The organism is Streptacidiphilus melanogenes (assembly GCF_000787835.1).
GTDB classification, from domain to species: Bacteria; Actinomycetota; Actinomycetes; order Streptomycetales; family Streptomycetaceae; genus Streptacidiphilus; species Streptacidiphilus melanogenes.
The window spans coordinates 72,982-95,267 of the sequence record NZ_BBPP01000028.1 but is presented as its reverse complement, the minus strand read 5'-3'; the positions used below and the strand labels follow the sequence as shown (position 1 = coordinate 95,267).

The 22,286-nt window shown below is 74.0% G+C and carries 22 protein-coding genes; 8 read left to right on the top strand and 14 right to left on the bottom strand.

What is annotated here, in order from left to right; genetic code table 11:
• Positions 1-52: 52 nt before the first annotated feature.
• Both TR49_RS26245 and yczE read right to left on the bottom strand, forming a co-directional pair.
• On the bottom strand, positions 53-745 hold the full coding sequence (locus TR49_RS26245) for a class I SAM-dependent methyltransferase (protein ID WP_042386072.1): 693 nt from the start codon (positions 743-745) through the stop codon (positions 53-55).
• Positions 648-1,322 carry a membrane protein YczE gene (yczE, locus tag TR49_RS26240; protein ID WP_063770168.1) on the bottom strand — a complete coding sequence of 225 codons (675 nt, stop codon included), beginning with the start codon at positions 1,320-1,322 and terminating at the stop codon, positions 648-650. Before yczE ends, TR49_RS26245 begins: the two co-directional genes overlap by 98 nt.
• Positions 1,323-1,456: 134 nt before the next feature.
• Between yczE and yczR the strand changes: the two genes are divergently transcribed.
• Both yczR and TR49_RS26230 read left to right on the top strand, forming a co-directional pair.
• On the top strand, positions 1,457-2,938 hold the full coding sequence (gene yczR, locus TR49_RS26235; RefSeq protein WP_042386070.1) for a MocR-like transcription factor YczR: 1,482 nt from the start codon (positions 1,457-1,459) through the stop codon (positions 2,936-2,938).
• Positions 2,939-3,356: 418 nt separating this feature from the next.
• On the top strand, positions 3,357-3,962 hold the full coding sequence (locus TR49_RS26230) for a DUF4126 domain-containing protein (RefSeq protein ID WP_042386068.1): 606 nt from the start codon (positions 3,357-3,359) through the stop codon (positions 3,960-3,962).
• Positions 3,963-3,986: 24 nt separating this feature from the next.
• On the opposite strand, the gene TR49_RS26225 is transcribed toward TR49_RS26230, so the two are convergent.
• Positions 3,987-5,489 (bottom strand): MFS transporter, encoded by a 1,503-nt coding sequence (locus TR49_RS26225; RefSeq protein ID WP_084725426.1) that lies wholly within the window; start codon positions 5,487-5,489, stop codon positions 3,987-3,989.
• Between the two features lie 125 nt (positions 5,490-5,614).
• Between TR49_RS26225 and TR49_RS26220 the strand changes: the two genes are divergently transcribed.
• A complete protein-coding gene (locus TR49_RS26220; RefSeq protein ID WP_042386067.1) occupies positions 5,615-6,187 on the top strand; it encodes a TetR/AcrR family transcriptional regulator in 573 nt (190 codons plus the stop codon).
• Here TR49_RS26220 and TR49_RS26215 read toward each other — a convergent pair.
• Positions 6,174-6,386: a hypothetical protein gene (locus TR49_RS26215; RefSeq protein WP_042386065.1), complete on the bottom strand. Its 213-nt coding sequence runs from the start codon at positions 6,384-6,386 to the stop codon at positions 6,174-6,176. The genes TR49_RS26220 and TR49_RS26215 overlap by 14 nt on opposite strands.
• A 56-nt stretch (positions 6,387-6,442) precedes the next feature.
• On the opposite strand from TR49_RS26215, the gene TR49_RS26210 reads away from it, so the two are divergent.
• Positions 6,443-7,882, top strand: coding sequence for a phytoene desaturase family protein (locus tag TR49_RS26210; RefSeq protein ID WP_042386063.1), 1,440 nt, complete (start codon positions 6,443-6,445; stop codon positions 7,880-7,882).
• Between the two features lie 14 nt (positions 7,883-7,896).
• Here TR49_RS26210 and TR49_RS26205 read toward each other — a convergent pair whose 3' ends face one another.
• Both TR49_RS26205 and metF read right to left on the bottom strand, forming a co-directional pair.
• A complete protein-coding gene (locus TR49_RS26205; RefSeq protein WP_152627459.1) occupies positions 7,897-8,760 on the bottom strand; it encodes a hypothetical protein in 864 nt (287 codons plus the stop codon).
• 57 nt (positions 8,761-8,817) lie between these two features.
• Positions 8,818-9,735: a methylenetetrahydrofolate reductase [NAD(P)H] gene (gene metF, locus TR49_RS26200; RefSeq protein WP_042386056.1), complete on the bottom strand. Its 918-nt coding sequence runs from the start codon at positions 9,733-9,735 to the stop codon at positions 8,818-8,820.
• Positions 9,736-9,903: 168 nt separating this feature from the next.
• On the opposite strand from metF, the gene TR49_RS26195 reads away from it, so the two are divergent.
• Positions 9,904-11,037, top strand: a complete 1,134-nt coding sequence (locus TR49_RS26195) for a polyprenyl synthetase family protein (RefSeq protein WP_042386053.1) — start codon at positions 9,904-9,906, stop codon at positions 11,035-11,037.
• Positions 11,038-11,297: 260 nt separating this feature from the next.
• On the opposite strand, the gene thiE is transcribed toward TR49_RS26195, so the two are convergent.
• The 5 genes from thiE to TR49_RS26170 all read right to left on the bottom strand — a co-directional run bounded on the left by thiE (position 11,298) and on the right by TR49_RS26170 (position 14,731).
• Complete coding sequence (thiE, locus tag TR49_RS26190) at positions 11,298-11,945, bottom strand: thiamine phosphate synthase (RefSeq protein ID WP_042386051.1); 648 nt, start codon at positions 11,943-11,945, stop codon at positions 11,298-11,300.
• On the bottom strand, positions 11,942-12,307 hold the full coding sequence (locus tag TR49_RS26185; RefSeq protein WP_042386048.1) for an Rv2175c family DNA-binding protein: 366 nt from the start codon (positions 12,305-12,307) through the stop codon (positions 11,942-11,944). Before TR49_RS26185 ends, thiE begins: the two co-directional genes overlap by 4 nt.
• Positions 12,308-12,390: 83 nt before the next feature.
• Entirely contained in the window at positions 12,391-12,789 is a 399-nt protein-coding gene (locus TR49_RS26180; RefSeq protein WP_042386045.1) for a RidA family protein, read from the bottom strand.
• The gene (locus TR49_RS26175) at positions 12,786-13,550 is read right to left on the bottom strand and encodes an SDR family NAD(P)-dependent oxidoreductase (protein WP_201776227.1); all 765 of its coding nucleotides are present in this window, start codon (positions 13,548-13,550) and stop codon (positions 12,786-12,788) included. Before TR49_RS26175 ends, TR49_RS26180 begins: the two co-directional genes overlap by 4 nt.
• Positions 13,547-14,731 carry an acyl-CoA dehydrogenase family protein gene (locus TR49_RS26170; protein WP_042386043.1) on the bottom strand — a complete coding sequence of 395 codons (1,185 nt, stop codon included), beginning with the start codon at positions 14,729-14,731 and terminating at the stop codon, positions 13,547-13,549. The genes TR49_RS26175 and TR49_RS26170 overlap by 4 nt, the downstream gene beginning before the upstream one ends.
• A 157-nt stretch (positions 14,732-14,888) precedes the next feature.
• Between TR49_RS26170 and TR49_RS26165 the strand changes: the two genes are divergently transcribed.
• Positions 14,889-16,505, top strand: a complete 1,617-nt coding sequence (locus tag TR49_RS26165) for an AMP-binding protein (protein WP_042386041.1) — start codon at positions 14,889-14,891, stop codon at positions 16,503-16,505.
• 23 nt (positions 16,506-16,528) lie between these two features.
• The gene (locus TR49_RS26160) at positions 16,529-17,383 is read left to right on the top strand and encodes a PaaX family transcriptional regulator (protein WP_042386039.1); all 855 of its coding nucleotides are present in this window, start codon (positions 16,529-16,531) and stop codon (positions 17,381-17,383) included.
• 229 nt (positions 17,384-17,612) lie between these two features.
• On the opposite strand, the gene TR49_RS26155 is transcribed toward TR49_RS26160, so the two are convergent.
• Entirely contained in the window at positions 17,613-19,865 is a 2,253-nt protein-coding gene (locus tag TR49_RS26155; RefSeq protein ID WP_042386037.1) for a bifunctional salicylyl-CoA 5-hydroxylase/oxidoreductase, read from the bottom strand.
• Between the two features lie 71 nt (positions 19,866-19,936).
• Complete coding sequence (locus tag TR49_RS26150; RefSeq protein WP_042386035.1) at positions 19,937-20,767, bottom strand: enoyl-CoA hydratase family protein; 831 nt, start codon at positions 20,765-20,767, stop codon at positions 19,937-19,939.
• A 128-nt stretch (positions 20,768-20,895) separates the two neighbouring features.
• Between TR49_RS26150 and TR49_RS26145 the strand changes: the two genes are divergently transcribed.
• On the top strand, positions 20,896-21,081 hold the full coding sequence (locus TR49_RS26145) for a hypothetical protein (RefSeq protein WP_152627458.1): 186 nt from the start codon (positions 20,896-20,898) through the stop codon (positions 21,079-21,081).
• Between the two features lie 19 nt (positions 21,082-21,100).
• Here the strand turns inward: TR49_RS26145 and TR49_RS26140 are convergent, their stop codons facing one another.
• Positions 21,101-22,282, bottom strand: coding sequence for an NAD(P)/FAD-dependent oxidoreductase (locus tag TR49_RS26140; protein WP_236653532.1), 1,182 nt, complete (start codon positions 22,280-22,282; stop codon positions 21,101-21,103).
• Between the last annotated feature and the right edge of the window lie 4 nt (positions 22,283-22,286).

Sequence of the window (22,286 nt, the reverse complement as noted above, 5' to 3'; positions counted from 1 at the left end):
CCTGTTCCCGCCGCCCGGGGAGGGCCGCCCTCACGGCCCTCCCCGCAGCGCGTCACGACGGCAGCGCCCTCGCCCAGACGTGGTCCGGGGTGAGGTAGGCGTCGAGCTCCAGGCCGGCCTCCGCGAGAGCGTGTTCGAACGCGGCGTCCGGGAGATGCCGGGTGCGGAAGAACTGGGTCCAGTGGGCGTCAGGGAAGACGTAGTCGACCTGGTTGGCGCGCAGACCCGGCTCGATCTCCTCGGAGGAGGTGATCGCCATCCGGCCGACGCCGTCGCGCATCACCTGCTCGCGCGGGATCACGTCGTAGAAGCCCTCCCCCTCGCGCTGGACCAGGACGACCCCGTCCGCGGCGACGTGCCGCAGGCAGGTGGCCAGCAGTGCGGCGCGGACGCCCAGGTCACCGGTGTTGACCAGGAAGGAGGCGAGCAGCACCACGTCGAAGCGCTCGCCGAGCGCCAGGTCCTCGATCGAGGAGAGCACGGTCCGCGCGCCGCGCACACGCTCCAGCATCTCCGGCGACTCGTCGACCGCGGTGACGACGAAGCCGCGCTCCACCAACGGGTGCGTCACCCGGCCCACGCCGCAGCCCAGTTCGAGGATGCTCGCGCCCGGCCGCGGCGCCGCCCGGGCGACGACGTCCGGCTCGTCACCCGCCGGCAGTCTCGTGTACAGCTCCACCGCGCACCCGTCCGGCGTGATCGCGCCCGGACCCGTCCCGCTGTGCCCCACTCGCGTCGTTCGCATGAGGAACAGTCAACATCGGCAGGAAGAACTGCACCAGGGGACCGATCGCCAGCGCGTACGCGACCGTCCCGACGCCGACCTGACCGCCCATCAGCCAGCCGACCACCAGCACGGTGAGCTCGATCATCGTGCGGATCAGGCGCAGCGAGCCGCCGGTGCGGCGGGCGAAGCCGGTCATCAGCCCGTCGCGCGGGCCGGGGCCGAAGCGGGCGCCGATGTAGAGGCCGCCCGCGAGGCCGTTGAGCACGACGCCGCCGGCCAGCATCGCGGCCCGCACGGGCAGGCCGTGCAGGGTGGGCAGCAGCGACAGGCCCGCGTCGACCGTGAGGCCGATGACGAAGACGTTGCTGATCGTGCCGAGCCCCGGCTTCTGCCGCAGCGGGATCCACAGCAGCAGCACCGCCGCGCCGATGATCATCGAGACGGTGCCGTAGGAGAGCGGCAGGTGCCGGTCGAGGCCCTGGTTGAGCACGTCCCACGGGGCGAGCCCGAGCGAGGCCCGGAGCATCATCGCCATGCTGAGGCCGTAGAGCGCGAGGCCCAGATAGAGCTGGACGAGACGGCGTGCGAGGACCACGGTGGCCCCTCCCTCCTCGGTGGTTCAAGCCGGTGACTTCGGTGGCTCTTGCCTTTCGGCGAGCGTTGGCCTCACTCTGGAGGAGATTGGACTGCTCTTCCATAGCCAATTCGCGAGAAGTGGACTGACCGAGGATGCCACCCTCCTCCCGTGCCGCCGTCGGCGCCACCCAGCTCGACCGCGCCCTCGGCGACTGGCAGCGCCCTGGCGCCGGTCCCGCCTACCGCACCCTCGCCGGCGGGCTGCGCACCCTCGTGCTGGACGGCCGGGTGCCGGTGGAGACCCGGCTGCCCGCCGAGCGCGAGCTGTCCGCGGCCCTCGGCGTGAGCCGGACCACCGTGGCCGCCGCCTACGAGCTGCTGCGCACCGAGGGCTTCCTGTCCAGCCGTCGCGGCGCGGGCAGTTGGACGGCGCTGCCGATCGGGCGGGCGATGCCCGTGGCCGGGATCTCGCCGCATGCGGCAGGCTCCGGCGACGTCATCGACCTCGGCATCGCAGCGATGGCGGCCCCCGAGCCGTGGCTGAGCCGGGCCATGGCCGCCGCCGTCGCCGAACTGCCCGCCTGGACCTCCACCCACGGCGACTTCCCCGCCGGGCTCACCGTCCTGCGGCAGGCCGTCGCGGACCGCTACACCGCCCGCGGCCTGCCGACCGGCCCCGAACAGATCATGATCACGACCGGCGCCTCCGGCGCGTTCTCGCTGCTGATGCGTCAGGTCCTGAACCCCGCGGAGCGGGCGGCCGTCGAGTCCCCGAGCTTCGCCAACGCGCTGCAGGCCCTGCGCTACGCGGGCGGCCGGGCCGTGCCGGTGCCGCTGCTGGACGACGGCTGGGACCTGGAGGCCTGGGCCCGGACCCTGCGCGACGCCGCGCCGCGCCTGGCCTATCTGATCCCCGACTTCCACAACCCCACCGGCCTGCTGATGTCCGAGGACGAGCGCCGGGCCCTGGTCGCCGCGGCCCGCTCCACGGGCACGCTGCTGGTCAGCGACGAGACCACTGTCGACCTCTGTCTGGACCCCGAACTGGCCGCGCGCATGCCCCGCCCGCTCGCCGCGTTCGACCACGGCGGCACCGTGGTGACGCTGGGCTCGGCGGGCAAGACCTTCTGGGGCGGCCTGCGGATCGGCTGGATCCGGGCCACGCCGGAGCTGATCCGCCGCCTGGCCGGGGACCGCGCCAGCCTCGACGTCTCCTCTCCGGTGGTCGAGCAGCTGGCGGTCCGTCACCTGCTCGCCCCCGACATGCTGCCGGAGGTCCTCGCCCACCAGCGCGACCGCGTCCGCACCCAGCGCGACGCGCTGGTCGAGGCCGTCCAGGAGTTCCTGCCCGGGTGGACCTTCCGGATCCCGCAGGGCGGTCTGTCGCTGTGGGTGCGCACGGCCGCCGGCGTGTCCGGCAGCGCGCTGGCCACCACCGCGGAGCGCCACGGCGTCTGGGTCGGCTCCGGCCCGCGCTTCGGCGTCGACGGGGTGCTGGAACGCTTCGTCCGGCTCCCCTACGCGTTGCCGCCGGAGGTCACCCGCGAGGCGGTGCGCCGCCTGGCCGCCGCAGCGGCGTCACTGACCGGCGCTCCCCCGGTCCCGACCCCGGCCCCCGAGGTCACCCTGCTCTGAGGAGCGAGCCTCCGGAAGGCGCCCTGCTCCGAAAAGCGGAACGGCGTCCGCCCGTGGCGAGCCCCCACTCGCCGCGCGCGAACGCCGTTCCCTCCCCCGTACCCTCCCCTTGCTTCCCCCGGGCCCCGTACTCCCCCGTACGTGCTCCCACCGGACCGGCACCTGCTCCGCCGCCCCGTGTCGGCGGTGCAGTGCCGGGCCCCGGGTGGTCCGGCGCCTTGCCGCCCCGTCCCTCCCGGTGCCCACTACTTTGCCGTCGTCGCAGGTCGGGAACCATCCGCCGGGGTACTCAACCCGTTCGGATCAGCACCTGAGTACGAGTACCTAGGGATCTTGGGACAATCCCCCGCGGCCCGCCGCGCCGTCCCGCGTACGCTGTGGTCCGCTCGACGACACGACCACACCTGGGGGAATCCACGTGAGCCTGCTTCCGCTCGTCTTCACCAGCGGCTGGGCCAGCGGCGTCAACGCCTACGCGGTCGTCCTGCTGATGGGACTGCTGGGCCGCTACGACGGCGTCGCCGCCGTGCCGCCGGCGCTGGAGCGGACCGACGTGCTGATCGCCGCCGGGGTGCTGTTCGTGATCGAGGCCGTCGCCGACAAGATCCCCTACGTCGACTCGCTGTGGGACCTCGTCCACACCGTGATCCGCCCGATCGCGGGCGGGGTCGTCGCCGCGCTGCTGGCCGGCCACGCCCACGGCTCGCTGCCCACGCTGGCCGCTGCCGCGGTCGGCGGCGGCACCGCGCTGGTCAGCCATCTGATCAAGGCGGGCCTGCGGATGGGCGTGAACACCTCCCCCGAGCCGTTCAGCAACATCGTGGTGAGCCTGGCCGAGGACCTCGGCGTCGCGGGCCTGGTGACGCTGGCCCTGTTCCACCCCGTGCCGGCCGCGGTCATCGCCGGGTGCCTGCTGGCGGGCGGCGTGGCGCTGGTGCTGTTCACGCTCTCCCGCATCCGCCGCTTCTGGCAGCGTCGCAAGGAGCGCCGCGCCGCCCGCGTCCTTCGGGCCGCTCAGGCCTGAGGGCCGCTCAGGCCTGAGGGCCGCTCAGGCCTGAGCGCGGGCCACCGAACGCTCGGGGCGCGGCGGCCGGACGAACAGGGCGAGCACCAGGAAGGCCCCGGCCGCGAGCGCCAGCGAGCACGTCATCGCCAGCGAGACGCCGTGCGCGAGGGTCGCGTGCAGGCCCGCCGCGCCGGGGAGCGTGGAGGGGTGGCTGGTGGCGTGCGTGAACGCGGTGATCCCGACGGCCGTTCCGAGCGAGCCGCCCGCCTGCTGCATGGTCTGCAGCGTGCCGGAGGCGGCGCCGGACTCCTCCGGCCGGACGGAGCTGAGGATCGTCAGGCTGAGCGGCACCATGGTGAAGCCCGCCCCGAGCCCGAAGAGCAGCAGTGAGGGCATCACGCCGCTCAGGTACGCGGTGTGCGGGTTCACCTGCGTCAGCAGCGCCATCCCGCTGATCAGCAGCACCGGCGCGGCCAGCAGGAACGGCCGGGTCCCCCACCTGGGCACCAGCCGCGGAGCCAGCCGGGCGCCGGCGAAGATCGGCACGGCCAGCGGCAGGAAGCCGAAGCCCGCCTTCATCGGCGACATGCCGAGCCCGGTCTGCAGGTACTGGGTGACGAAGAAGAACATCCCGAACATCGCGGCGGCGAGCAGCGCCATGGCCGCGTAGCCTCCGGCACGGACCTTGTCCGTCAGCAGCGACAGCGGCAGCAGCGGCTGCGCGACACGCCGCTCGACCAGCACGAACACCGTCAGCAGCACCGCGGCGGCGGCGAAGCAGAGCAGCGTCGGCGTGTCGGACCAGCCGACCGTCGCGGCCCGGATGAATCCGTAGACGAGTGAGACCATGCCGCCCGTCGCGGTCGCCGCACCGGCCAGGTCCAGCCGCCCGGGACGCCGCTCGGGCTCCTCGACGACGCGTGGCGCGAGCACGGTGACGAGCACGCCGAACGGCACGTTGATGAACATGACCCAGCGCCAGGAGAGCCAGGAGGTCAGCAGTCCGCCGACGATGAGGCCGACGGTCGCGCCGCTGGCCGACATCGCGGAGAAGAGCCCGATCGCGCGGGCCCGCTCGACGGGGTCGCGGAAGGTGCTGACGATCAGCGCGAGGGTGCTGGGCGCGGCAACGGCCGCGCCGACGCCCTGCGCGACCCGGGCGACCAGCAGTTCGGTGGGGCTCGTCGCCAGGCCCCCGGCCAGCGAGGCGAGGGTGAACAGCGCGATGCCCCAGGCCAGCAGGCGACGCCGGCCGAAGATGTCGCCGGCCCGGCCGCCGAGCAGCAGCAGGCCGCCGAAGGTCAGCGAGTAGATGTTCATGACCCAGCTCAGCCCGGCCGAGGAGAAGCCGAGCGCGTGCTGTATGCCCGGCAGCGCGATGGTGACGACGGTCGCGTCGAGGATCACCATCAGCTGGCAGGCCAGGATCACCGCGAGCGCGAGCTGGCGGCGTCGGTTGTTCGGTGGTGGAGCGCCACCTGGTGCTTGGGACACCGGTGTCTCGAGCCGGTTTGGAGCAGAGGAGGTGAGGGTGTTCTCGGACATGGCTCCGCCCTGGAGTGCATGGAGAATGGATGAGAAGATAGGCAGGGAACGCAAACGGAGGTATCCTCCGGTTCCAGGAACAACAATACGGAGACTGTCTCCGCTTAGCAAGGGGATATGGCGTCATGACGGCCGAGACGCAAGGACGGCCCATGCGGGCCGACGCGCGCCGCAACTACGAGAAGCTCGTCGCCGTCGCGACCGAGTCCTTCCTCGCCAACGGCCCGGACGCCTCACTGGACGACATCGCCAAGCGCGCGGGCGTCGGCCCCGGCACCCTCTACCGGCACTTCCCCAACCGGGAGGCCCTGCTCGACGCGGTCTGCGTGCGCTGGGCCGACTCCGTCGCCGCCGACGCGGCCCCGCTGCTGGAGGCGGCGGACCCGACCGAGGCGCTGAACGACTGGCTGGTACGTCTCGTCGACCACGTCAGCGCATTCAAGGGCCTCGCCTCGGCCCTGCTGCTCAGCACGGACCGCAAGCACGACACCGCCTGGGTGCTGCACCACACCTCGGAGGAGCTGGTCGAGCGCGCCAAGGCGGTCGGCGGCATCCGCGCCGACGTCACCACCTCCGAGCTGATGCAGCTGACCAGCGGCATCAGCTACGCCTGCGGCCACTCCAAGCAGGCGGGCAAGCCCACCAGCACGCCGGAGCGGCTGATCGGGCTGATCATGGACGGCGTCAGGACCCGCTGACGTCCTGGTCGGCGGGCATGCCCGGCGTGGCCGACGTGCCCGGCCGGCGCGACAGCGCGGCGACGGCGGCGGCCAGCGCGAGCGTCGCCTCCACCTGGGCGACCTGGACGTGGTACTCACGGTTGCCGCTCAGGCTGGAGGTCCGCGACTCCGCCAGGGCCCGGAACGCCAACTGCTCGTGGTACTCGAAGTCCGCCATGCGCCGATCATAAGGCCGCGCGGAGAGCGCCCCACCAGCGCCTACGATGGGTGCCCATGGCAAGGATCGTGGTCATCGGCGCAGGAATGGGCGGGCTCGCCGCCGCGGCACGGCTGGCGACGGTCGGCCACAAGGTGACCCTCTGCGAGGCCAAGCCGACCCACGGCGGGATGCTCGGGCGGTTCGAGCGCGACGGCTTCCGTTTCGACACCGGCCCGACCCTGCTCACCCTCCCCGCCGTCTACCGCGACCTGATGCTGAAGACCGGCCGCACCCGGCTGGAGGACGAGGTGGAGCTGCGCCCGGTCGACCCGGGCAGCGAGCACCTGCTGCCGGACGGCACCCGGGTCGCCCTCGCCAACGCCTCTCTCTCCCGTGTGGCGGCCGCCCTGGACGCCGCCCTCGGCGCGGGCGCGGGCGGGCGCTGGGGGGCGATGCTGGAGCGCGGCCGCGGCGTCTGGGAGACCACCCGCCGCCCGCTCCTGGAAGAGCCGCTCCCCGACGATCCGTCAGCCCTGCACCGCGACCCTTACGTTCCCGCCCGGCGCGGGCTCCTCGCCCGCCCGCCGCGCACCCTTGCCGACGTCGCCCGACGCGAACTGCGCGACGCGCGCCTGACATCCCTGCTGGACGAGTACGCGCTGCGCTTCGGCCTCGACCCCGAACGCGCGCCCGCCTCGCTGACCTCGCTGCCGTACATGGAGCAGAGCTTCGGCGTCTGGTACGTCACCGGCGGCCTGCGCGCCCTCGCCGACGCGGTGCTGCGGCGCTGCGAGGCCCGCCGCGTCGACCTCCGCTTCGGGACGCGGGTGGAGAAGGTCCTGGGCGAGGACCGGGTGACCGGCGTGCTGCTCGCGGACGGGAGCGTCCTCGACGCGGACGTCGTGGTCGACGACCGCGCCCCCGCCCCGACCGGCCCGGCCTCGGCCCCAGGCGCGCCTGGACGGTTCACCCTCCTGCTCGCGCTGCGCGGAGCCCGCCCGGAGGGCGTCGCGCACCGGACCGTCGTGCACGCGCCCGACCGCGCCGACGAGCTCGACGCGCTCTTCGGCCCCGCCCCACGCCTGTGCGAGCACCCCACGCTGCAACTGCTGCGTCCCGACGACGCCACACTGGCCCCGGCCGGGCACGAGGCGGCGGTCGTCACCGTCACCGTGCCGCCGCAGGGTCCGGTCGACTGGACCGACCCCGCCGGGGTGGCCGCCCACACCGACGCCGTGCTGGCCCACGTCGCCAAGGCCGCACCGGAGTTGGGCGAACGACTGCTGTGGACGCAGGCCCGCACCCCCGCCGACACCGCCGCCGAGACGGGCGCGCCCGGCGGCTCGGTCCCGCCGCCGTCCCTCGCGGGCGCGGGCGGCGCGTTCCTCGCCCCACCCAACGCGGGCGCGCCGGCCGGCCTCTACCGCGTCGGCGGCGGCGCCCACCCCGGCGGCGGGCTGGCCCGCGTCGGCATGTCGGCCGCAGTCACCGCCCAGCTGGTCGGCACGCCGTAGGCCCTGTCCGGCGGTCAGCCCTGCGGGGCGTGGTACTGCGGTTCCTGCGTGTAGTACGGCGTCTGGCCGTAGTCGTAGCCCTCGTAGCCCGGCTGGGGCTGCGGCTGCGGCTGCGGCTGCGGCTGCGGCTGGGCCGGAACGCCCGTGCCCGCGTCGTAGCTCCCGTACTGGGCGTACTCCGAGCCGTACGGCTGCTGCTCGTAGGACTCGTAGGCGGCGTACTGCTGCTGGTACTGCGGGTACTCCTGGTACTGCTGCGCATACGGGTCCGCGTAGGGCTCCTGCGTATAGGACTCCTGCGCGAAGGACTCCTGGTAGGGCTGCTCGGCGGTGTAGCCGTAGTACGCCGCCTCCTGCTGCTGCCCGTCCGTCGACAGGTAGTAGACGCTCTCGGTCTCGGCGGCGTAGTCGTCGGCCTGGAAGACCGCCGTCGCCTCCATCGCCTCGGCCTGCGGATCGAGCTGCGGGTCGAGCTGCGGGTCGAACTGCGCATCGGGCAGGGCCGCCGTCGGCTCCACCGGCTCGGGCTCCGTCGCCGGTCCCGTCCTGGCCCTGCGCGAGCGCCCCTTGGGCTCGGGGGCGGACGTCTCGCCGCCGAAGAGGCGACCGACCACCGGCACGCTCTCCGGTGCCATCAGCGACCAGTGCGTCGCGCCGTCGGCGTGCTTGACCGCCCGGGTGGCCAGCAGCTGGCCCGCGCCGAAGGCGACCACGCCCACGCCGATCAGCGGCAGCGACCGCTGCACCACTCCGGCGACCAGTACCAGGAACCCCACCAGCGCCAGCGCACGCCAGTGCAGCGGCGCGCGGCGCTGCAACAGCAACTCACCGAGCAGCCACAGGGCGACCACCGCGAACGCGGCGTACAGAAGCGTCACCTCGGGCACCACCTCTCGAACGGTGGAGCACACCGTACCGGGTGGAAGTGTCCGCTTTCAGCTCTGCGGGGTAAGACCGAGGTTCTGGTAGATCTCCGTCGTCACCGTGGAGAAGTTCATCGTCATGAAGTGCAGGCCCGGCGTGCCCTCGTCGAGCAGGCGGCGGCACATCCCGGTCGCGTACTCGATGCCGATCGCCCGCACCGCCGCCGGGTCGTCCTGGTGGGCGAGCATCCGGTCGCGCAGCTCCGGCGGGAACCAAGCCGTGGACAGCGTCGGAATGCGGTCGAGCGAGCGGATGCTGGTCACCGGCATGATCTCCGGGATGATCGGCACCTCGCACCCGGCGGCCGCGACGCGGTCGCGGAAGCGCAGGTAGAAGTCGACGTCGAAGAACATCTGGGTGATCGCGTAGTCCGCGCCCGCCCGGATCTTGTGCACGAAGTGCCGGATGTCCTCGTCCCAGTCCGTGGACCGCGGATGCCGCTCCGGGAAGGCCGCGACGCCGACGCAGAAGTCCCCGGACTCCTTGATCAGCTCGACCAGCTCCGAGGCGTAGTTCACGCCGTGCTCGTGCTGCACCCACTCGCCCAGCGGGTCGCCCGGCGGGTCGCCGCGCAGCGCCAGCACGTTGCGCACGCCCTGGTCGGCGTAGCAGCCGAGGATGTTGCGCAGCTCGGCCACGGTGTGGTCGACCGCCGTCAGGTGCGCGACGGGCGTGAGGGTCGTCTCGCCGGCGATCCGGCCGGTGATGTTGATCGTGCGGCCGCGGGTCGAGCCGCCCGCGCCGTAGGTGACGCAGACGAACGTCGGCGCGAGCGCCTCCAGCCGCCGGATCGCCTTCCACAGCCCCGCCTCCGCCTCGGGCGTGCGCGGGGGCATGAACTCGAAGGAGTACGACTTGGCCCCGGACGCCAGGAGGTCACGGATCGAGACGGCACGGTCCGGGCGGGTGCTGGGAGTTCCGAGAGCCATAGCCGAAGGTTATCCGCGATCCGGACGCTCGCTGAAACACCTGTCCGCCCTTTGGGACACGCGGCTGAGACCGGCCGGGTCACGGCGCGACCTCGCCGGGCCGCCCCGTCCTCGGGCGTCCCACCCGTCGCGTTACGCTGTTGGTCCCCGTACCAGTCGGAGTCCCCGGTGTCGCTCGCTCAGTCCGCCCCCGCGCCCGTCGTCGGCAACCCCGTCGACGCGGAGTGGTTGCGCCAGCGGGTCGACGCCGCCCTCGGCACCTTTCTGACCGGCCAGGAGCGGACCCTGCTGGCGATCTCGCCGCAGCTCGCCCCCTTGTGCGGCACCGTACGGGACTTCCTGCTCGACGAGCGGCCAACAGGCGGCAAGCGGCTGCGGGCCGCGTTCTGCTACTGGGGCTGGCGCGGGGCGGGCGGGGCGGCCGACGAGCCCGGCGCGGTGGCCGCGGCTGCAGCCCTGGAACTGCTCCAGGCGAGCGCGCTGGTCCACGACGACCTGATGGACCGCAGCGACACCCGACGCGGCCTGCCCTCCGTCCACCGCCGTTTCGAGACGCTGCACCGCGGCGCGGGCTGGCGCGGCGACGCCGAGCAGTTCGGCGGCGCGAGCGCGGTCCTGGTCGGCGACCTGCTGCTGGTCTGGTGCGACTCGCTCTTCGCCGAATCCGGTCTGCCGCGTGACGCGGTCCGCCGCGCCAAGCCGCTGCTGGACCTGATGCGCACCGAGGTGATGGCGGGTCAGTACCTCGACATGCTGGAGCCCGCGGCGAACTGGCCCGGTGGCGACGCCGGCGCGGTCGACCGGGCCCGGACGGTGATCGAGTACAAGTCCGCGAAGTACACGGTGCAGCGCCCGCTCCAGCTCGGTGGCCTGCTCGCGGACGCCTCCGCGGACCTGACCGAGGCCTACGGGGCCTTCGGCCTGCCGCTCGGGGAGGCCTTCCAGCTCCGCGACGACCTGCTCGGCGTCTACGGCGACCCCGCCGTCACGGGCAAGCCCGCCGGGGACGACCTGCGGGAGGGCAAGCGGACCCTGCTGGTCGCCGAGACCCTCGCCTCCTGCGGGGCCGCCGACGCGCGCCTCCTCAGCGACCTGCTCGGCTCGCCCGAGCTCGACGCGGACGGCGTCGAACGGCTCCGCGACGTGATCACCCGCAGCGGCGCGCCCCGGCGTATCGAGGAGCGCATCGCCGCGCTGCGGGAGGAGGCCCTCGCCGTCCTCGACGCGGCCCCGATCCGCGAGCCGATGGCACGCGGGATCCTCACCCGCCTCGCCGCCGCGGCGACCACCCGCCGCCACTGAGGCCACCGGCCAGGGTGCCCTCGGCGCCGCCGACGTTCCCTGCGGGCGGCACGCGCACGACCGGGCCGGGGCGTGCGGCCGGACGCTTCGCCGGGCAGCCGGGCCCCCGGCCACCGACCCGGCAGCGCAGGGCGATCACCCGGGGGCAGGCTCCGGCTCAACGACGGGGTTACCGGTCGCGCACGCCCGCGGCTGAGCCACCCGCCCGGGCGGCCAAGGCCCCCCGGGCGACCGCCTCGGCCGGGGGGCCTCCGCGCCGCTCAGCTCCGTTCGCGGATCCTGCGCGCCAGCGACTGCGCCGCCGCGTGCGGGTCCTTCGCCTGCGTCAGGGCGCGGACCACGACGATGCGCCGCGCGCCGGCGTCGAGCACCGTGTCCAGGTTCGACTCGTCGATGCCGCCGATCGCGAACCACGGCCGGTCCGTGGCCTGCTTCGCGGCGTACTCCACCAGCCCCAGCCCTGGGGCGTGACGTCCCGGCTTCGTCGGGGTGGGCCAGACCGGGCCGGTGCAGAAGTAGTCGACGCCCGGCTCGGTGAGGGCGACGTCCACCTCCGCCTCGGCGTGGCAGCTGCGGCCGATGACCACCTCGTCGCCGAGGATCGCGCGGGCGACCGGCACGGGCAGGTCGTCCTGGCCGAGGTGGAGGACGTCGGGGCGGGCACCGTAGGCGACATCCGCGCGGTCGTTGACCGACAGCAGGCGGCCGTGGCGGCGGCAGGCGTCGGCGAAGACCTCGAGCGCGGCGAGTTCCTGCTTCGCCTCCAGGCCCTTGTCACGGAGCTGGACGATGTCGACGCCGCCCGCCAGGACCGCGTCGAGGAACTCGGCGAGGTCACCCTGCTCGCGGCGGGCGTCGGTGCAGAGGTAGAGCCTGGCCTCCGCGAGCGCGCTGCGCGCGCCGCTCACAGGGCCATCGCCTGGGCGCGGCGCTTGACCTCCGTGCCGCGGTTCTCGTTCAGCGCCTGCGCGGGGGTGCCGGGCAGGCTCGGGTCATCGGTGAAGAGCCACGCCAGGGCCTCCTCCTTGCTGAACCCGGAGTCCTTGAGGACGGTCAGGGTGCCGACGACGCCCTTGACGGGCCCGTCCGGGCCGACGAAGGCGGTGGGGACCATCAGGACCTTGTTCTCGCCGCGGCGCACGGCCAGCAGCGGACCGTCGGTGACCATGTTGCGGACCTTGGTGACCTCGACACCCCACTTCTCGGCGATGTCGGGGAGGTACATCCAGTCCGGAACCAGGGCGTCGATCTTGGGATCAATCTCACTCACGTCAACAGACTGCCACTTCCGACGGTCAACGCGCACACCGTGCCACCGCTCCGACCCGCGCACCGCCGCGACCCGCGCGCCGCTCAGTCGAGCACGGCGATGCCCTCCAGCTCGACCAGTGCCGGCTCGTCCCAGAGCCGGACCACCCCGATCAGCGCCATCGCCGGGTAGTCGCGCCCCGCACGCGCCCGCCAGACGCGGCCGATGTCGGCGGCGTGGGCGCGGTAGTCCTCCGGGTCGGTGGCGTAGACGGTGAGCCGCGCGAGCTGCGCGGGCGTGCCGCCCGCCGCCGCCAGGGCCTCCAGCAGGTTGCCCAGCGCCCGGTCGAACTGCTCGACGACGTCCGCGCCGACGATCACGCCCTTCTCGTCGAGCGCGGTCTGCCCGGCCAGGAACACCAGCGTGCCGCCGGTCGCGGTGACGGCGTGGCTGAAGCCCTTCGGCTCGGCCAGCCCCGGCGGGTTGATCCGACGCAGCGTCATGACTGGACTCCTCCTCCGTCGACGGTGATCCCCTGACCGTTCAGGGCCTCGTTCTCCAGCAGCAGCCGCACCACGGCCGCCACCTCCTGCGGGCGGATCAGCCGCCCGATCGGCTGCATCCGCGCGAGCGCCTCGCGCGCCTGCTCCTCGCCGCGCCCGGTCCGCGCGGCGATCGCGGCCACCGTCGCGTCCGTCATCGGCGTGTCCACGTACCCGGGGCAGACGGCGTTCACCGTCACCCCGGTGCCCGCCAGCTCGGCGGCGGCCGAACGGACCAGGCCGAGCACGCCGTGCTTGGCCGCGGTGTACGCGGCGACGTAGGGCGCGCCCGTCTTCGCCGCGACCGAGGCGACCACGACGATCCGCCCCCATCCGGCCGCCCGCATCGGCGGCAGGGCGCGCCGGACGCAGCGGAACGGCGCGGTGAGGTTCAGCGCCAGCTGCGCCTCCCACAGCTCGTCGCTCGTCTCGGTCAGCTTCGCGGACGCGCCCGCCCCGGCGGCCGCGACCAGCACCTCGGCCGGACCCCACGCCGCCTCGACGCGCCCGAACAGCTCCTCCGCCGCGCCGGGGGCAGTGAGGTCGACGGGGACGGTCAGCGTCTCGCCAGGCAGGGTTTTCGCCGTGTGCTCCAGCGCCTCCGCGTCGCGGGCGGCGAGCACGACCCGGTGTCCGGCCGCGGACAGGTCGGCGGCCACGGCCTTGCCGATCCCCCGGCTGCCGCCGGTCACCACGCAGACGCGGCTCACCTCGCGGCTCACCGGTACAGCTCCCGGGCGATGATGCTCAGCTGCACCTCGGAGGCGCCCTCGTAGATGCGCGGCGCCCGCACCTCCCGGTAGAGCCGCTCCAGCAGATGCCCTCGCTGGAGCGCCCGCGCGCCGTGGAGCTGGACGGCGGAGTCGACGACGTACTGGGCCGCCTCCGTCGCGAACAGCTTCGCCATGGCCGCGCGGCCGGTCGGGCCGTGCAGGCCTGCCTCGCCCGTCCCCCCGTTCGCGTCGTAGGCGGCGGCCGCGGCGTAGACGAGCAGGCGGGCGGCCTCGGTCCGGGTGGCCATCTCGGCCAGTCGATGGCCGACGGACTGGAGCTCGCGCAGCGGCCCGCCGAACGCCTCACGGGCGGCCGCGTGCGCGACGGCGGCGTCCAGGGCGGCCTGGGCCATGCCGACCGCGAACGCGCCGACGCTGGGCCGGAACAGGTCCAGAGTGCGCATCGCCACCCGGAACCCGCCGCCGATCTCGCCGAGCACGTCCTGCGGGCCGACCGGGACGCCGTCAAAGCGCAGCCGCCCGATCGGGTGCGGGGAGATCATGTCGAGCGGCTCACCGGTCAGGCCGGGCCGGTCCGCGGGCACGAGGAAGGCGGTGACGCCGCGCGCGCCCCCGTCCGGCCCGGTGCGGGCGAAGACGGTGTACAGGTCGGCCTCGGGAGCGTTGGAGATCCAGCACTTCTCGCCGCTGAGCCGCCAGCCGCCGCTCCCGGCCGACCCGTCCGCCTCCGGATCCGGCTTCGCCTCCAGCGCCAGCGCCGCCGCGTCCGAGCCCGCGCCGGGCTCGGAGAGCGCGAAGGCCGCCACGGCCCGCCCCGAGGCCACCTCCGGCAGCCAGCGTGCGAGCTGCGCCTCACTGCCGCTCTGGACCACGGGGTAGAAGCCGAGCCCCTGGAGCGCCAGCGCCGTCTCCGCCTCCGTGCTGACCCGGGCCAGCGACTCGCGCAGCAGGCACAGGTCCAGCGCGGCGGCCGAGCGGCCGCCCCCCGGGAAGAGCCGCGCGAGCAGCCCGAGCTGGCCCATCTCCTCCAGCAGCGGCCGGTTGACCCGCTCCCCGAGGGCCGGATCGTCCTGGTGCGCCAGCGGCAGCAGCCGCTCCACCGCCTGCTCGCGGACCCGGGCGCAGAACCGTTGCTGCTCCTCGTCCAGCGCGAACGCCGTCGTCGCCATCGCGCGCTCCCTCCTCACCGCTTCTCCATGTCCCGGCTTCTCCATGTCCGGCCCCCCATTCATATCGCGGATGGTTGACTGTCGTCACCAACGCGCTAGCCTGCTCTACGGATCCACCGGTCCCTGCCCAGGTCGAGGTGAGGGGGTACCACCCGCCATGCACCTGCTCCCCTCCGCCCATGTCGACAGCTTCGCGCGCGACCATCTGCCGCCCGCGCCGACGTGGCCGGAACTCCGCTTCGACCTGCCCGAGCTCCGCTATCCGGACCGGCTCAACTGCGGCGCGGAACTCCTCGACGCGACCATCGCGCGCCTCGACGGCGACCGCCCGTGCCTGCGGCTGGAGGACGGCTCCGTCTGGTCCTACGAGCAGTTGCGCGCCCAGACCGACCGGATAGCCCGGGTCCTGGTCGAGGACCTCGGCGTCGTCCCCGGCAACCGGGTGCTGCTGCGCGGGACGACCACACCGTGGCTGGTCGCCTGCTGGCTGGCCGTCATGAAGGCGGGCGCGGTGGCCGTCACCGTGCTGGCCGCCCAGCGGCGCACCGAGCTGGCCACCATGGTCGGGATCGCCCAGGTCGGCCACGCCCTCTGCGACGCGCGGGCGCTCGAGGAGCTGGAGGCCGTCGAGGCACCCGGGCTCCGCATCACCCCGTACGGCGGCCGCAGCGACGCCGACCTGCTCGCCCTCGCGGCCGGCAAGTCCGACGCGCCCTTCCCCGCCGTCGACACCTCCGCCGACGACGTCGCCCTGATCGCCTTCACCTCGGGCACCACCGGCCGGCCCAAGGGCTGTATGCACTTCCACCGCGACGTGCTGGCCATCGCCGACACCTTCTCCGCCCACGTGCTGCGGCCCACCCCCGACGACGTCTTCACCGGCACCCCGCCGCTGGGCTTCACCTTCGGGCTCGGTGGCCTGGTGGTCTTCCCGCTGCGCGTCGGAGCCTCGGCGCTGCTGCTGGAGCAGCCCTCGCCCGCCTCGCTCCCGGCCGCGATCGAGCGCCACCGCGTCAGCGTGCTGTTCACCGCGCCCACGGCGTACCGGGTGCTGCTGGACCAGGCCGAAGAGGCCGACCTCTCCTCGCTGCGCCGCTGCGTCTCCGCCGGGGAGAACCTGCCCGCCGCCACCTGGGAGGCCTTCCACGCGCGCACCGGCCTGCCGCTGATCAACGGGATCGGCTCGACGGAGCTGCTGCACATCTTCGTCTCCGCCGCCGACGCCGACGCCCGCCCCGGCGTCACCGGCTTCCCCGTCCCCGGCTTCCGCGCCCGCGTCGTCGACCCGGCCACCGGTGCGGACGCCCCCGACGGCACGCCCGGCCTGCTCGCCGTCCAGGGCCCGACCGGCTGCCGCTACCTGGACGACCCGCGCCAGGCCGACTACGTCCACGACGGCTGGAACCTCACCGGCGACACCTACGTCCGCGACCCCGACGGGTGCTTCCGCTACCAGGCCCGCGCCGACGACATGATCATCTCCGCCGGTTACAACATCGCCGGCCCCGAGGTCGAGGAGGCGCTGCTGCGCCACCCCGAGGTCCGCGAGGCCGCGGTCATCGGCGTCCCGGACGAGACCCGTGGCCAGGTGGTCAAGGCCTTCGTGGTGCTGGCCGAGGGCGTTCCGGCGGACGAGGGCACGGCGAAGGCGCTCCAGGACTTCGTGAAGTCGACCATCAGCGCCTACAAGTACCCCCGGCAGGTGGAGTTCCGCGAGTCGCTGCCGCGCACGCCCACCGGCAAGCTCCAGCGGTTCCGGCTGCGCCACGAGTAGGCGGCGATCTTTAGAGTGACCGTATGACCACCGAGGCCCTCGAAGAAGACCAGTCCGCACGCGAGCACACCCCGGGTTCGCTGCTCGTCACCTTCTTCGGCGCGCACGGCCGCGACCTCGGCGGCTGGATCGCCGTCGGCGACCTGATCCGCCTGCTGGCCGCGGTCGGCGTGGAGGCCCAGCCCGTACGGTCGGCCGTCTCCCGGCTGAAACGACGCGGGTTCCTCGTCCCCGAGGCGCTCGGCGGCGTCGCCGGCTACACGCTCTCCGAGCCGGCGCGCGAACTCCTCACGGACGGCGACCGCCGCATCTACGCCCACCGGGCGCCCCGGCTGGCCGACGGCTGGGTGCTGGCCCTGTTCTCCGTCCCGGAGAGCGAACGCCACAAGCGCCACGTGCTGCGCAGCAGGCTGGCACGCCTGGGCTTCGGCACGGCCGCCCCCGGCGTCTGGATCGCCCCCGCGCACCTCTACGAGGAGACGCGCCACGTCCTGACCCGCCTCGAACTCACCGCGTACACGGACCTCTTCCGCGCGGAGCACCTCGCCTTCGACGCCACGGCGGAGTCCGTCCGGCGCTGGTGGGACCTCCCCGCGCTGGCCCGCTGCCACGAGGAGTTCCTGGAGGTCCACGAGCCCGTCCTGACGCGGTGGAACCGCGCGCGGGGCGCGGTCTCCCTCCCGGACGCCTTCGCCGACCACCTCCGCGCGGTCGACAGCTGGCGACGCCTCCCCTACCTCGACCCGGGCCTGCCCCCGGAGCTCCTCCCGGCCTCCTGGCCGGGCGGCCGTGCCGCGCGGGTCTTCCAGGAGCTGGACGCCCGCCTGGGCGCCGCCGCACGGGAGTTCGTTCGTACGACCGTCGGTGGCACCGCCTAGGGGCGCGGGGCCCCGTCGACGTGCGGCTCCGCCGCTTGGGCGCGAGCGGCTGGTTGTGCTCCCGCAGGAGATTGCACCACCCAGGGGCGCGGGGAACTGCGCGACAGGCCACCCGTGAGCGGATGGTCCGGGGCGCGCAGGGCCATCTGCACAGGGGGGGTTTCTCGCGCCCGCGCGGCGGCGCCGCAGATCGGCACGAGCCCCGCGCCCCTGGACCGTGCAAGCGGCCCTACTGCCTCCGGCCGGTCTGCGGGCGCCTGCTGCCCGCCCGGTACTGGACCGGCCACTCCACCCCCGGCCCCGACCAGGACTGCTCCGCTGCCGCGTGCAGCGTCCAGGCCGGGTCGTAGAGGTGCGGCCGGCCGAGGGCGACCAGGTCCGCGCGGCCGGCGAGCAGCAGGGAGTTGACGTCGTCCCAGGAGGAGACCGCGCCGACGGCGATGACCGGCACGCGCACGCGGTTGCGGATCGCGTCCGCGTACGGCGTCTGGTAGGAGCGGCCGAAGGCGGGCTGCTCGTAGGCGACGACCTGGCCCGTGGAGACGTCGATCGCGTCCGCGCCGTGGGCGGCGAACGCGGCGGCGATGACGACGGCCTCCTCCGTGTCGTTGCCGCCCTCCGCCCAGTCCGTCGCGGAGACGCGGACCGTCATCGGCCGGTCCTCCGGCCAGACCTCGCGCATCGCGTCGAAGACCTCCAGCGGCCAGCGCAGCCGCGCCTCCAGCGGACCGCCGTACTCGTCCTCGCGACGGTTCGTCAGCGGGGAGAGGAACGAGGAGAGCAGGTAGCCGTGGGCGCAGTGCAGCTCCAGCAGGTCGAAGCCGGCCTCCGCGCCCCGCCGGGCCGAGTCCGCGAACTGCCGCTTCAGCTCGGCCAGCTGCTCGTGCGTCAGCTCGGCCGGGACCTGGCCCACGCCCGGCCGGTACGCCAGCGGGGAGGGCCCCACCAGCGGCCACGCCTGCTCCGGCGCGAGGGGGTCGTCCATGCCCTCCCACATCAGCTTCGTCGCGCCCTTGCGCCCGGAGTGGCCCAGCTGGAGGCCGATCGCCGCGCCGCTGCGCCGGTGCACGAAGTCGGTGATCCGCGCCCACGCGTCCTGCTGCTCGTCGTTCCACAGGCCGGTGCAGCCGAGCGTGATGCGGCCCTCGGAGGCGACGCACACCATCTCCGTCATCACCAGACCCGCGCCGCCCAGCGCGCGCGAGCCGAGGTGCACCAGGTGGAAGTCGTCCGGCAGGCCGTCCTGTGCGGAGTACATGTCCATCGGGGAGACCACGACGCGGTTGCGCAGCGTCAGCCCGCGCAGCCGGAACGACGTGAACATCGGCGGCGTGCCCGCCCCGGCGACGGCATCGTTGAAGCGCGCCTCGGCGTCCGCGACGTAACCCGGGTCGCGCAGCCGCAGGTTGTCGTGGGTGATCCGGCGGCTGCGGGTGAGCAGGTTGAAGGCCAGCTGCCAGCCGGGCTGGTCCAGGTACTGCTCCAGGTTCTCGAACCACTCCAGGCTCGCCTGGGCCGCTCGCTGGGTCGAGGCGACGACAGGACGCCGCTCCTCCTCGTACGCGGCCAGGGCCTCGGGCACCGACGGCGCCCCGCGCAGCGCGCCGGCAAGAGCGACCGCGTCCTCCATCGCGAGCTTGGTGCCGGAGCCGATGGAGAAGTGCGCGGTGTGGGCCGCGTCGCCGAGCAGCACCGTGTTGCCGTCGGACCAGGTGGCGTTGCGGACGGTGGTGAAGGCGATCCAGCGTGAGTCGTTGCCCCGCAGCGCGTGGCCGCGCAGCGCGTCGGCGAAGAGCTTCTCGCAGGCGGCGACGGACTCGTGCTCGTCCATCCGGTCGAGCCCGGCGCGACGCCAGACGTCCTCGCGCATCTCGACGATGACGGTGCTGCCCGCGTCCGAGTACGGGTAGCCGTGCAGCTGCATGACGCCGTGCTCGGTGCGCAGCACGTGGAACTGGAAGGCGTCGAAGACCAGGTCGGTGCCGAGCCAGATGTAGCGGCAGCGGCGCTCGTCCAACTGGGGGCGGTAGACCTCGGCCGCGGCGGCGCGGGTGCGCGAACGGACACCGTCGGCGGCGACGACCAGGTCGTGCGTGCGGGCCAGCTCCGCGGCGGGCGGGGCCTCGGTGCGGAACCGCAGATCGACGCCGACGGACCGGCACCGCTCCTGGAGCAGCCCGAGCAGGCGCTGCCTGCTGGTCGCGGCGAAGCCGTGCCCGCCGGAGGTGAACACCTGGCCGCTGGGCAGGTGCACATCGATGTCGTCCCAGCGCGCGAAGCCTCCCGCGAGCTCGGTGTAGAGCTCCGGATCGGCCTCCTCGATCCCGCCGAGGGTCTCGTCGGAGAGCACGACCCCGAAGCCGAAGGTGTCCCCGGGCGCGTTGCGCTCCCAGACGGTGACCTCGTGCGCCGGCTGTTGCCGCTTGACCAGCGCCGCGAAGTACAGCCCGCCCGGCCCGCCGCCGATGACCGCGATCCGCACGACCGCCTCCCTCCTCGACCGACCGGCTTATACCGTGTCTCTCGCCATCGTAACGATCGCGCTATGCCGTGTCACCGGCCCTGCCACTTGGGCGGGCGCTTGCCGGTGAACGCGGCGTGGAACTCGGCGTAGTCCGCGCTCTTCATCAGCAGCGCCTGCGTCATCGCCTCCAGCTCGACCGAGGCGGCCAGGCTCATGTCCAGCTCCTGCGTCAGCAGCGCCTTGGTCTGCGCGAGCGCGAAGGCCGGCCCCTCGGCGAGCCGCTGCGCGAGGGCGCCGGCCTTCGCGTCCAGCTCCTCGTCCTCCACCAGCTCGCTGACCAGGCCGTACCGGTCGGCCGTGGCGGCGTCGAGGGTGTCGCCCAGCATCAACAGCTTGGTGGCGTGCCCCAGCCCGACGATGCGCGGCAGCAGGTACGCGGCGCCCATGTCGGCCCCCGCCAGTCCGACCTTGGTGAACAGGAACGCGAAGCGCGCGGAACGGGCCACCACCCGGAAGTCCGCAGCCAGCGCGAGCACGGACCCCGCTCCCGCGGCGATGCCGTGGATCGCGGCGACGATCGGGATCGGGCACTCCCGCATCGCCCGGACGACCTGCCCCGTCATCCGCGTGAAGTCGAGCAGCTGGTCCGGCCGCATCTCGAGGGTCGCGCCGATGATCTCGTTGACGTCCCCGCCGGAGCAGAAACCGCGGCCCTCGCCGCGCAGCAGCACCGCCCGGGTGTCCCCGCGCTGCGGCAGCTCAGCGAGGAGATCGCGCAGGTCGGCGTAGGACTCGAAGGTGAGGGCGTTCAGCTTGTCCGGCCGGTCGAGCGTGACCGTCAGCACGCCCGCGTCGTCACGGGTCAGCCGGAAGTGCCGCCACTCCTCGGTGAACGGCACGGATCCACGGAACGGACTCATTGCGGCGGCCTCCCCTGTTCGCGATCAGCGTCACGAACACGATATGCGCATCCCATGACACCTGGGAACGGGCCCCGCGCGGAGGTGTTGCATACTGCAGGGTGAAGTCGGACACGAAGGAGCTGGGCATGCGTTACGCGCTGATCGCCGTGGTCGTCGCCGCGACCTGCGTGCTGGAGTGGGTCGCGTCGCCCACGGTCATCGCCGCGCTGGCGGTCGTCATCCCGACGCTGCTGCTCGCGCCGGTGGCGGTCCTGGCGGCACGCCCCCTGGGCGACGAGGACGAGGCGCCAGGCAACCGACGGGTGGCATAACCCTTCGGAGCTCCGCGCCCTAGACGGTTGCCGCCTTGAGCGCCGTCGTCGGGTCCGCCGCCTTTGCGGGGTCGATCTGCTTCCCGGCTTCGATCAGCTTCCGCCCCTGCGCCAGATCGCGGGGCTTGTCCACGGTCAGGACCGCCTCAAGGCGGTCCTCCCGGACCCACAGCACCGTGTCGTCGCCGCGCGCGACCTGGCGGGCGGACGGGTCGATGATGCCGGCGACCTGCACCATGTGTCCGAACTGCTCCGACCAGAAGTACGGCACCGGGTCGTAGACCACCTCGCCGCCCAGGATGTCCGCCGCCACGACCCGCGCGCCCTGCAGCGCGTTGTCCCAGTGGTGCACGGTCAGGCGGCGGCCGTACCGCGCCGAAGGGAAGGACGCGCAGTCCCCCACCGCGTGGACCTCCGCGCTGCCAGCGCGGAGGCGGGCGTCCGCGGCGACCGCGCCGCGGTCGTCCAGGGGGATGCCGGAGCCCGCGAGCCAGGCATTGTCGGGGCGGGCGCCGATGCCGACGACGACGGCGTCCGCGGCGAGCTCGCGGCCGTCCGTCAGATGCACCGCGTGCGCGCCGATCTCGCTGACGGCCGACGCGGTGAGCAGCTCCACGCCCGCCTGCGCGTACCACGCGCGCGTGCGCTCGCCGAACTCCGCAGGCAGAGCGCCCGCCAGGGGCGAGGCCGCGGCCTCCACCACGGTGACCTCGCAGCCCAGCTGCCGGGCCACCGTCGCCGCCTCCGCGCCGATCCAGCCCGCGCCGACCACCACGACCCGGATGCCGGGCCGCAGCGCCGCCCGCAGGGCCAGGGCGTCGTCCTGGGTGCGCAGCAGGAACGCGGAGTCGGGCTGGCCGGGCAGGGAGACCGGGGCGGCGCCGGTGGCGAGGACCAGCTGCGTGTAGGGCAGGTCGCCGCCGTCCGTCTTCACCGTCCGGGCGTCGGCGTCGAGCGAGAGGGCCCGGCGGCCGAGCGCCAGCTCGATGCCGAGCTCGTCGAAGTCGATCTCGAAGCGGGAGTGCTCCGCGCGCCCCAGCAGCACGTCCTTGGAGAGCGGCGGGCGGTCGTAGGGCGGGTGCGCCTCGGCGCCCAGCAGCACCAGGGAACCGTCGTAGCCCTGCTGCCGCAGCGCCACCGCCGTCTGCACCCCCGCCGTCCCGGCGCCGACGACCACGACCCGGACCATCTCAACAGCCATCCGG

What these genes read in the sequence shown, in the direction of transcription:
- TR49_RS26245 (WP_042386072.1), bottom strand. Translation starts at nt 745, where the DNA reads ATGCGAACGACGCGAGTGGGGCACAGCGGGACGGGTCCGGGCGCGATC.
- yczR (WP_042386070.1), top strand. Translation starts at nt 1,457, where the DNA reads ATGCCACCCTCCTCCCGTGCCGCCGTCGGCGCCACCCAGCTCGACCGC.
- TR49_RS26225 (WP_084725426.1), bottom strand. Translation starts at nt 5,489, where the DNA reads ATGTCCGAGAACACCCTCACCTCCTCTGCTCCAAACCGGCTCGAGACA.
- TR49_RS26220 (WP_042386067.1), top strand. Translation starts at nt 5,615, where the DNA reads ATGACGGCCGAGACGCAAGGACGGCCCATGCGGGCCGACGCGCGCCGC.
- TR49_RS26215 (WP_042386065.1), bottom strand. Translation starts at nt 6,386, where the DNA reads ATGGCGGACTTCGAGTACCACGAGCAGTTGGCGTTCCGGGCCCTGGCG.
- TR49_RS26210 (WP_042386063.1), top strand. Translation starts at nt 6,443, where the DNA reads ATGGCAAGGATCGTGGTCATCGGCGCAGGAATGGGCGGGCTCGCCGCC.
- metF (WP_042386056.1), bottom strand. Translation starts at nt 9,735, where the DNA reads ATGGCTCTCGGAACTCCCAGCACCCGCCCGGACCGTGCCGTCTCGATC.
- TR49_RS26180 (WP_042386045.1), bottom strand. Translation starts at nt 12,789, where the DNA reads ATGACGCTGCGTCGGATCAACCCGCCGGGGCTGGCCGAGCCGAAGGGC.
- TR49_RS26170 (WP_042386043.1), bottom strand. Translation starts at nt 14,731, where the DNA reads ATGGCGACGACGGCGTTCGCGCTGGACGAGGAGCAGCAACGGTTCTGC.
- TR49_RS26165 (WP_042386041.1), top strand. Translation starts at nt 14,889, where the DNA reads ATGCACCTGCTCCCCTCCGCCCATGTCGACAGCTTCGCGCGCGACCAT.
- TR49_RS26160 (WP_042386039.1), top strand. Translation starts at nt 16,529, where the DNA reads ATGACCACCGAGGCCCTCGAAGAAGACCAGTCCGCACGCGAGCACACC.
- TR49_RS26150 (WP_042386035.1), bottom strand. Translation starts at nt 20,767, where the DNA reads ATGAGTCCGTTCCGTGGATCCGTGCCGTTCACCGAGGAGTGGCGGCAC.
- TR49_RS26145 (WP_152627458.1), top strand. Translation starts at nt 20,896, where the DNA reads ATGCGTTACGCGCTGATCGCCGTGGTCGTCGCCGCGACCTGCGTGCTG.
- TR49_RS26140 (WP_236653532.1), bottom strand. Translation starts at nt 22,282, where the DNA reads ATGGCTGTTGAGATGGTCCGGGTCGTGGTCGTCGGCGCCGGGACGGCG.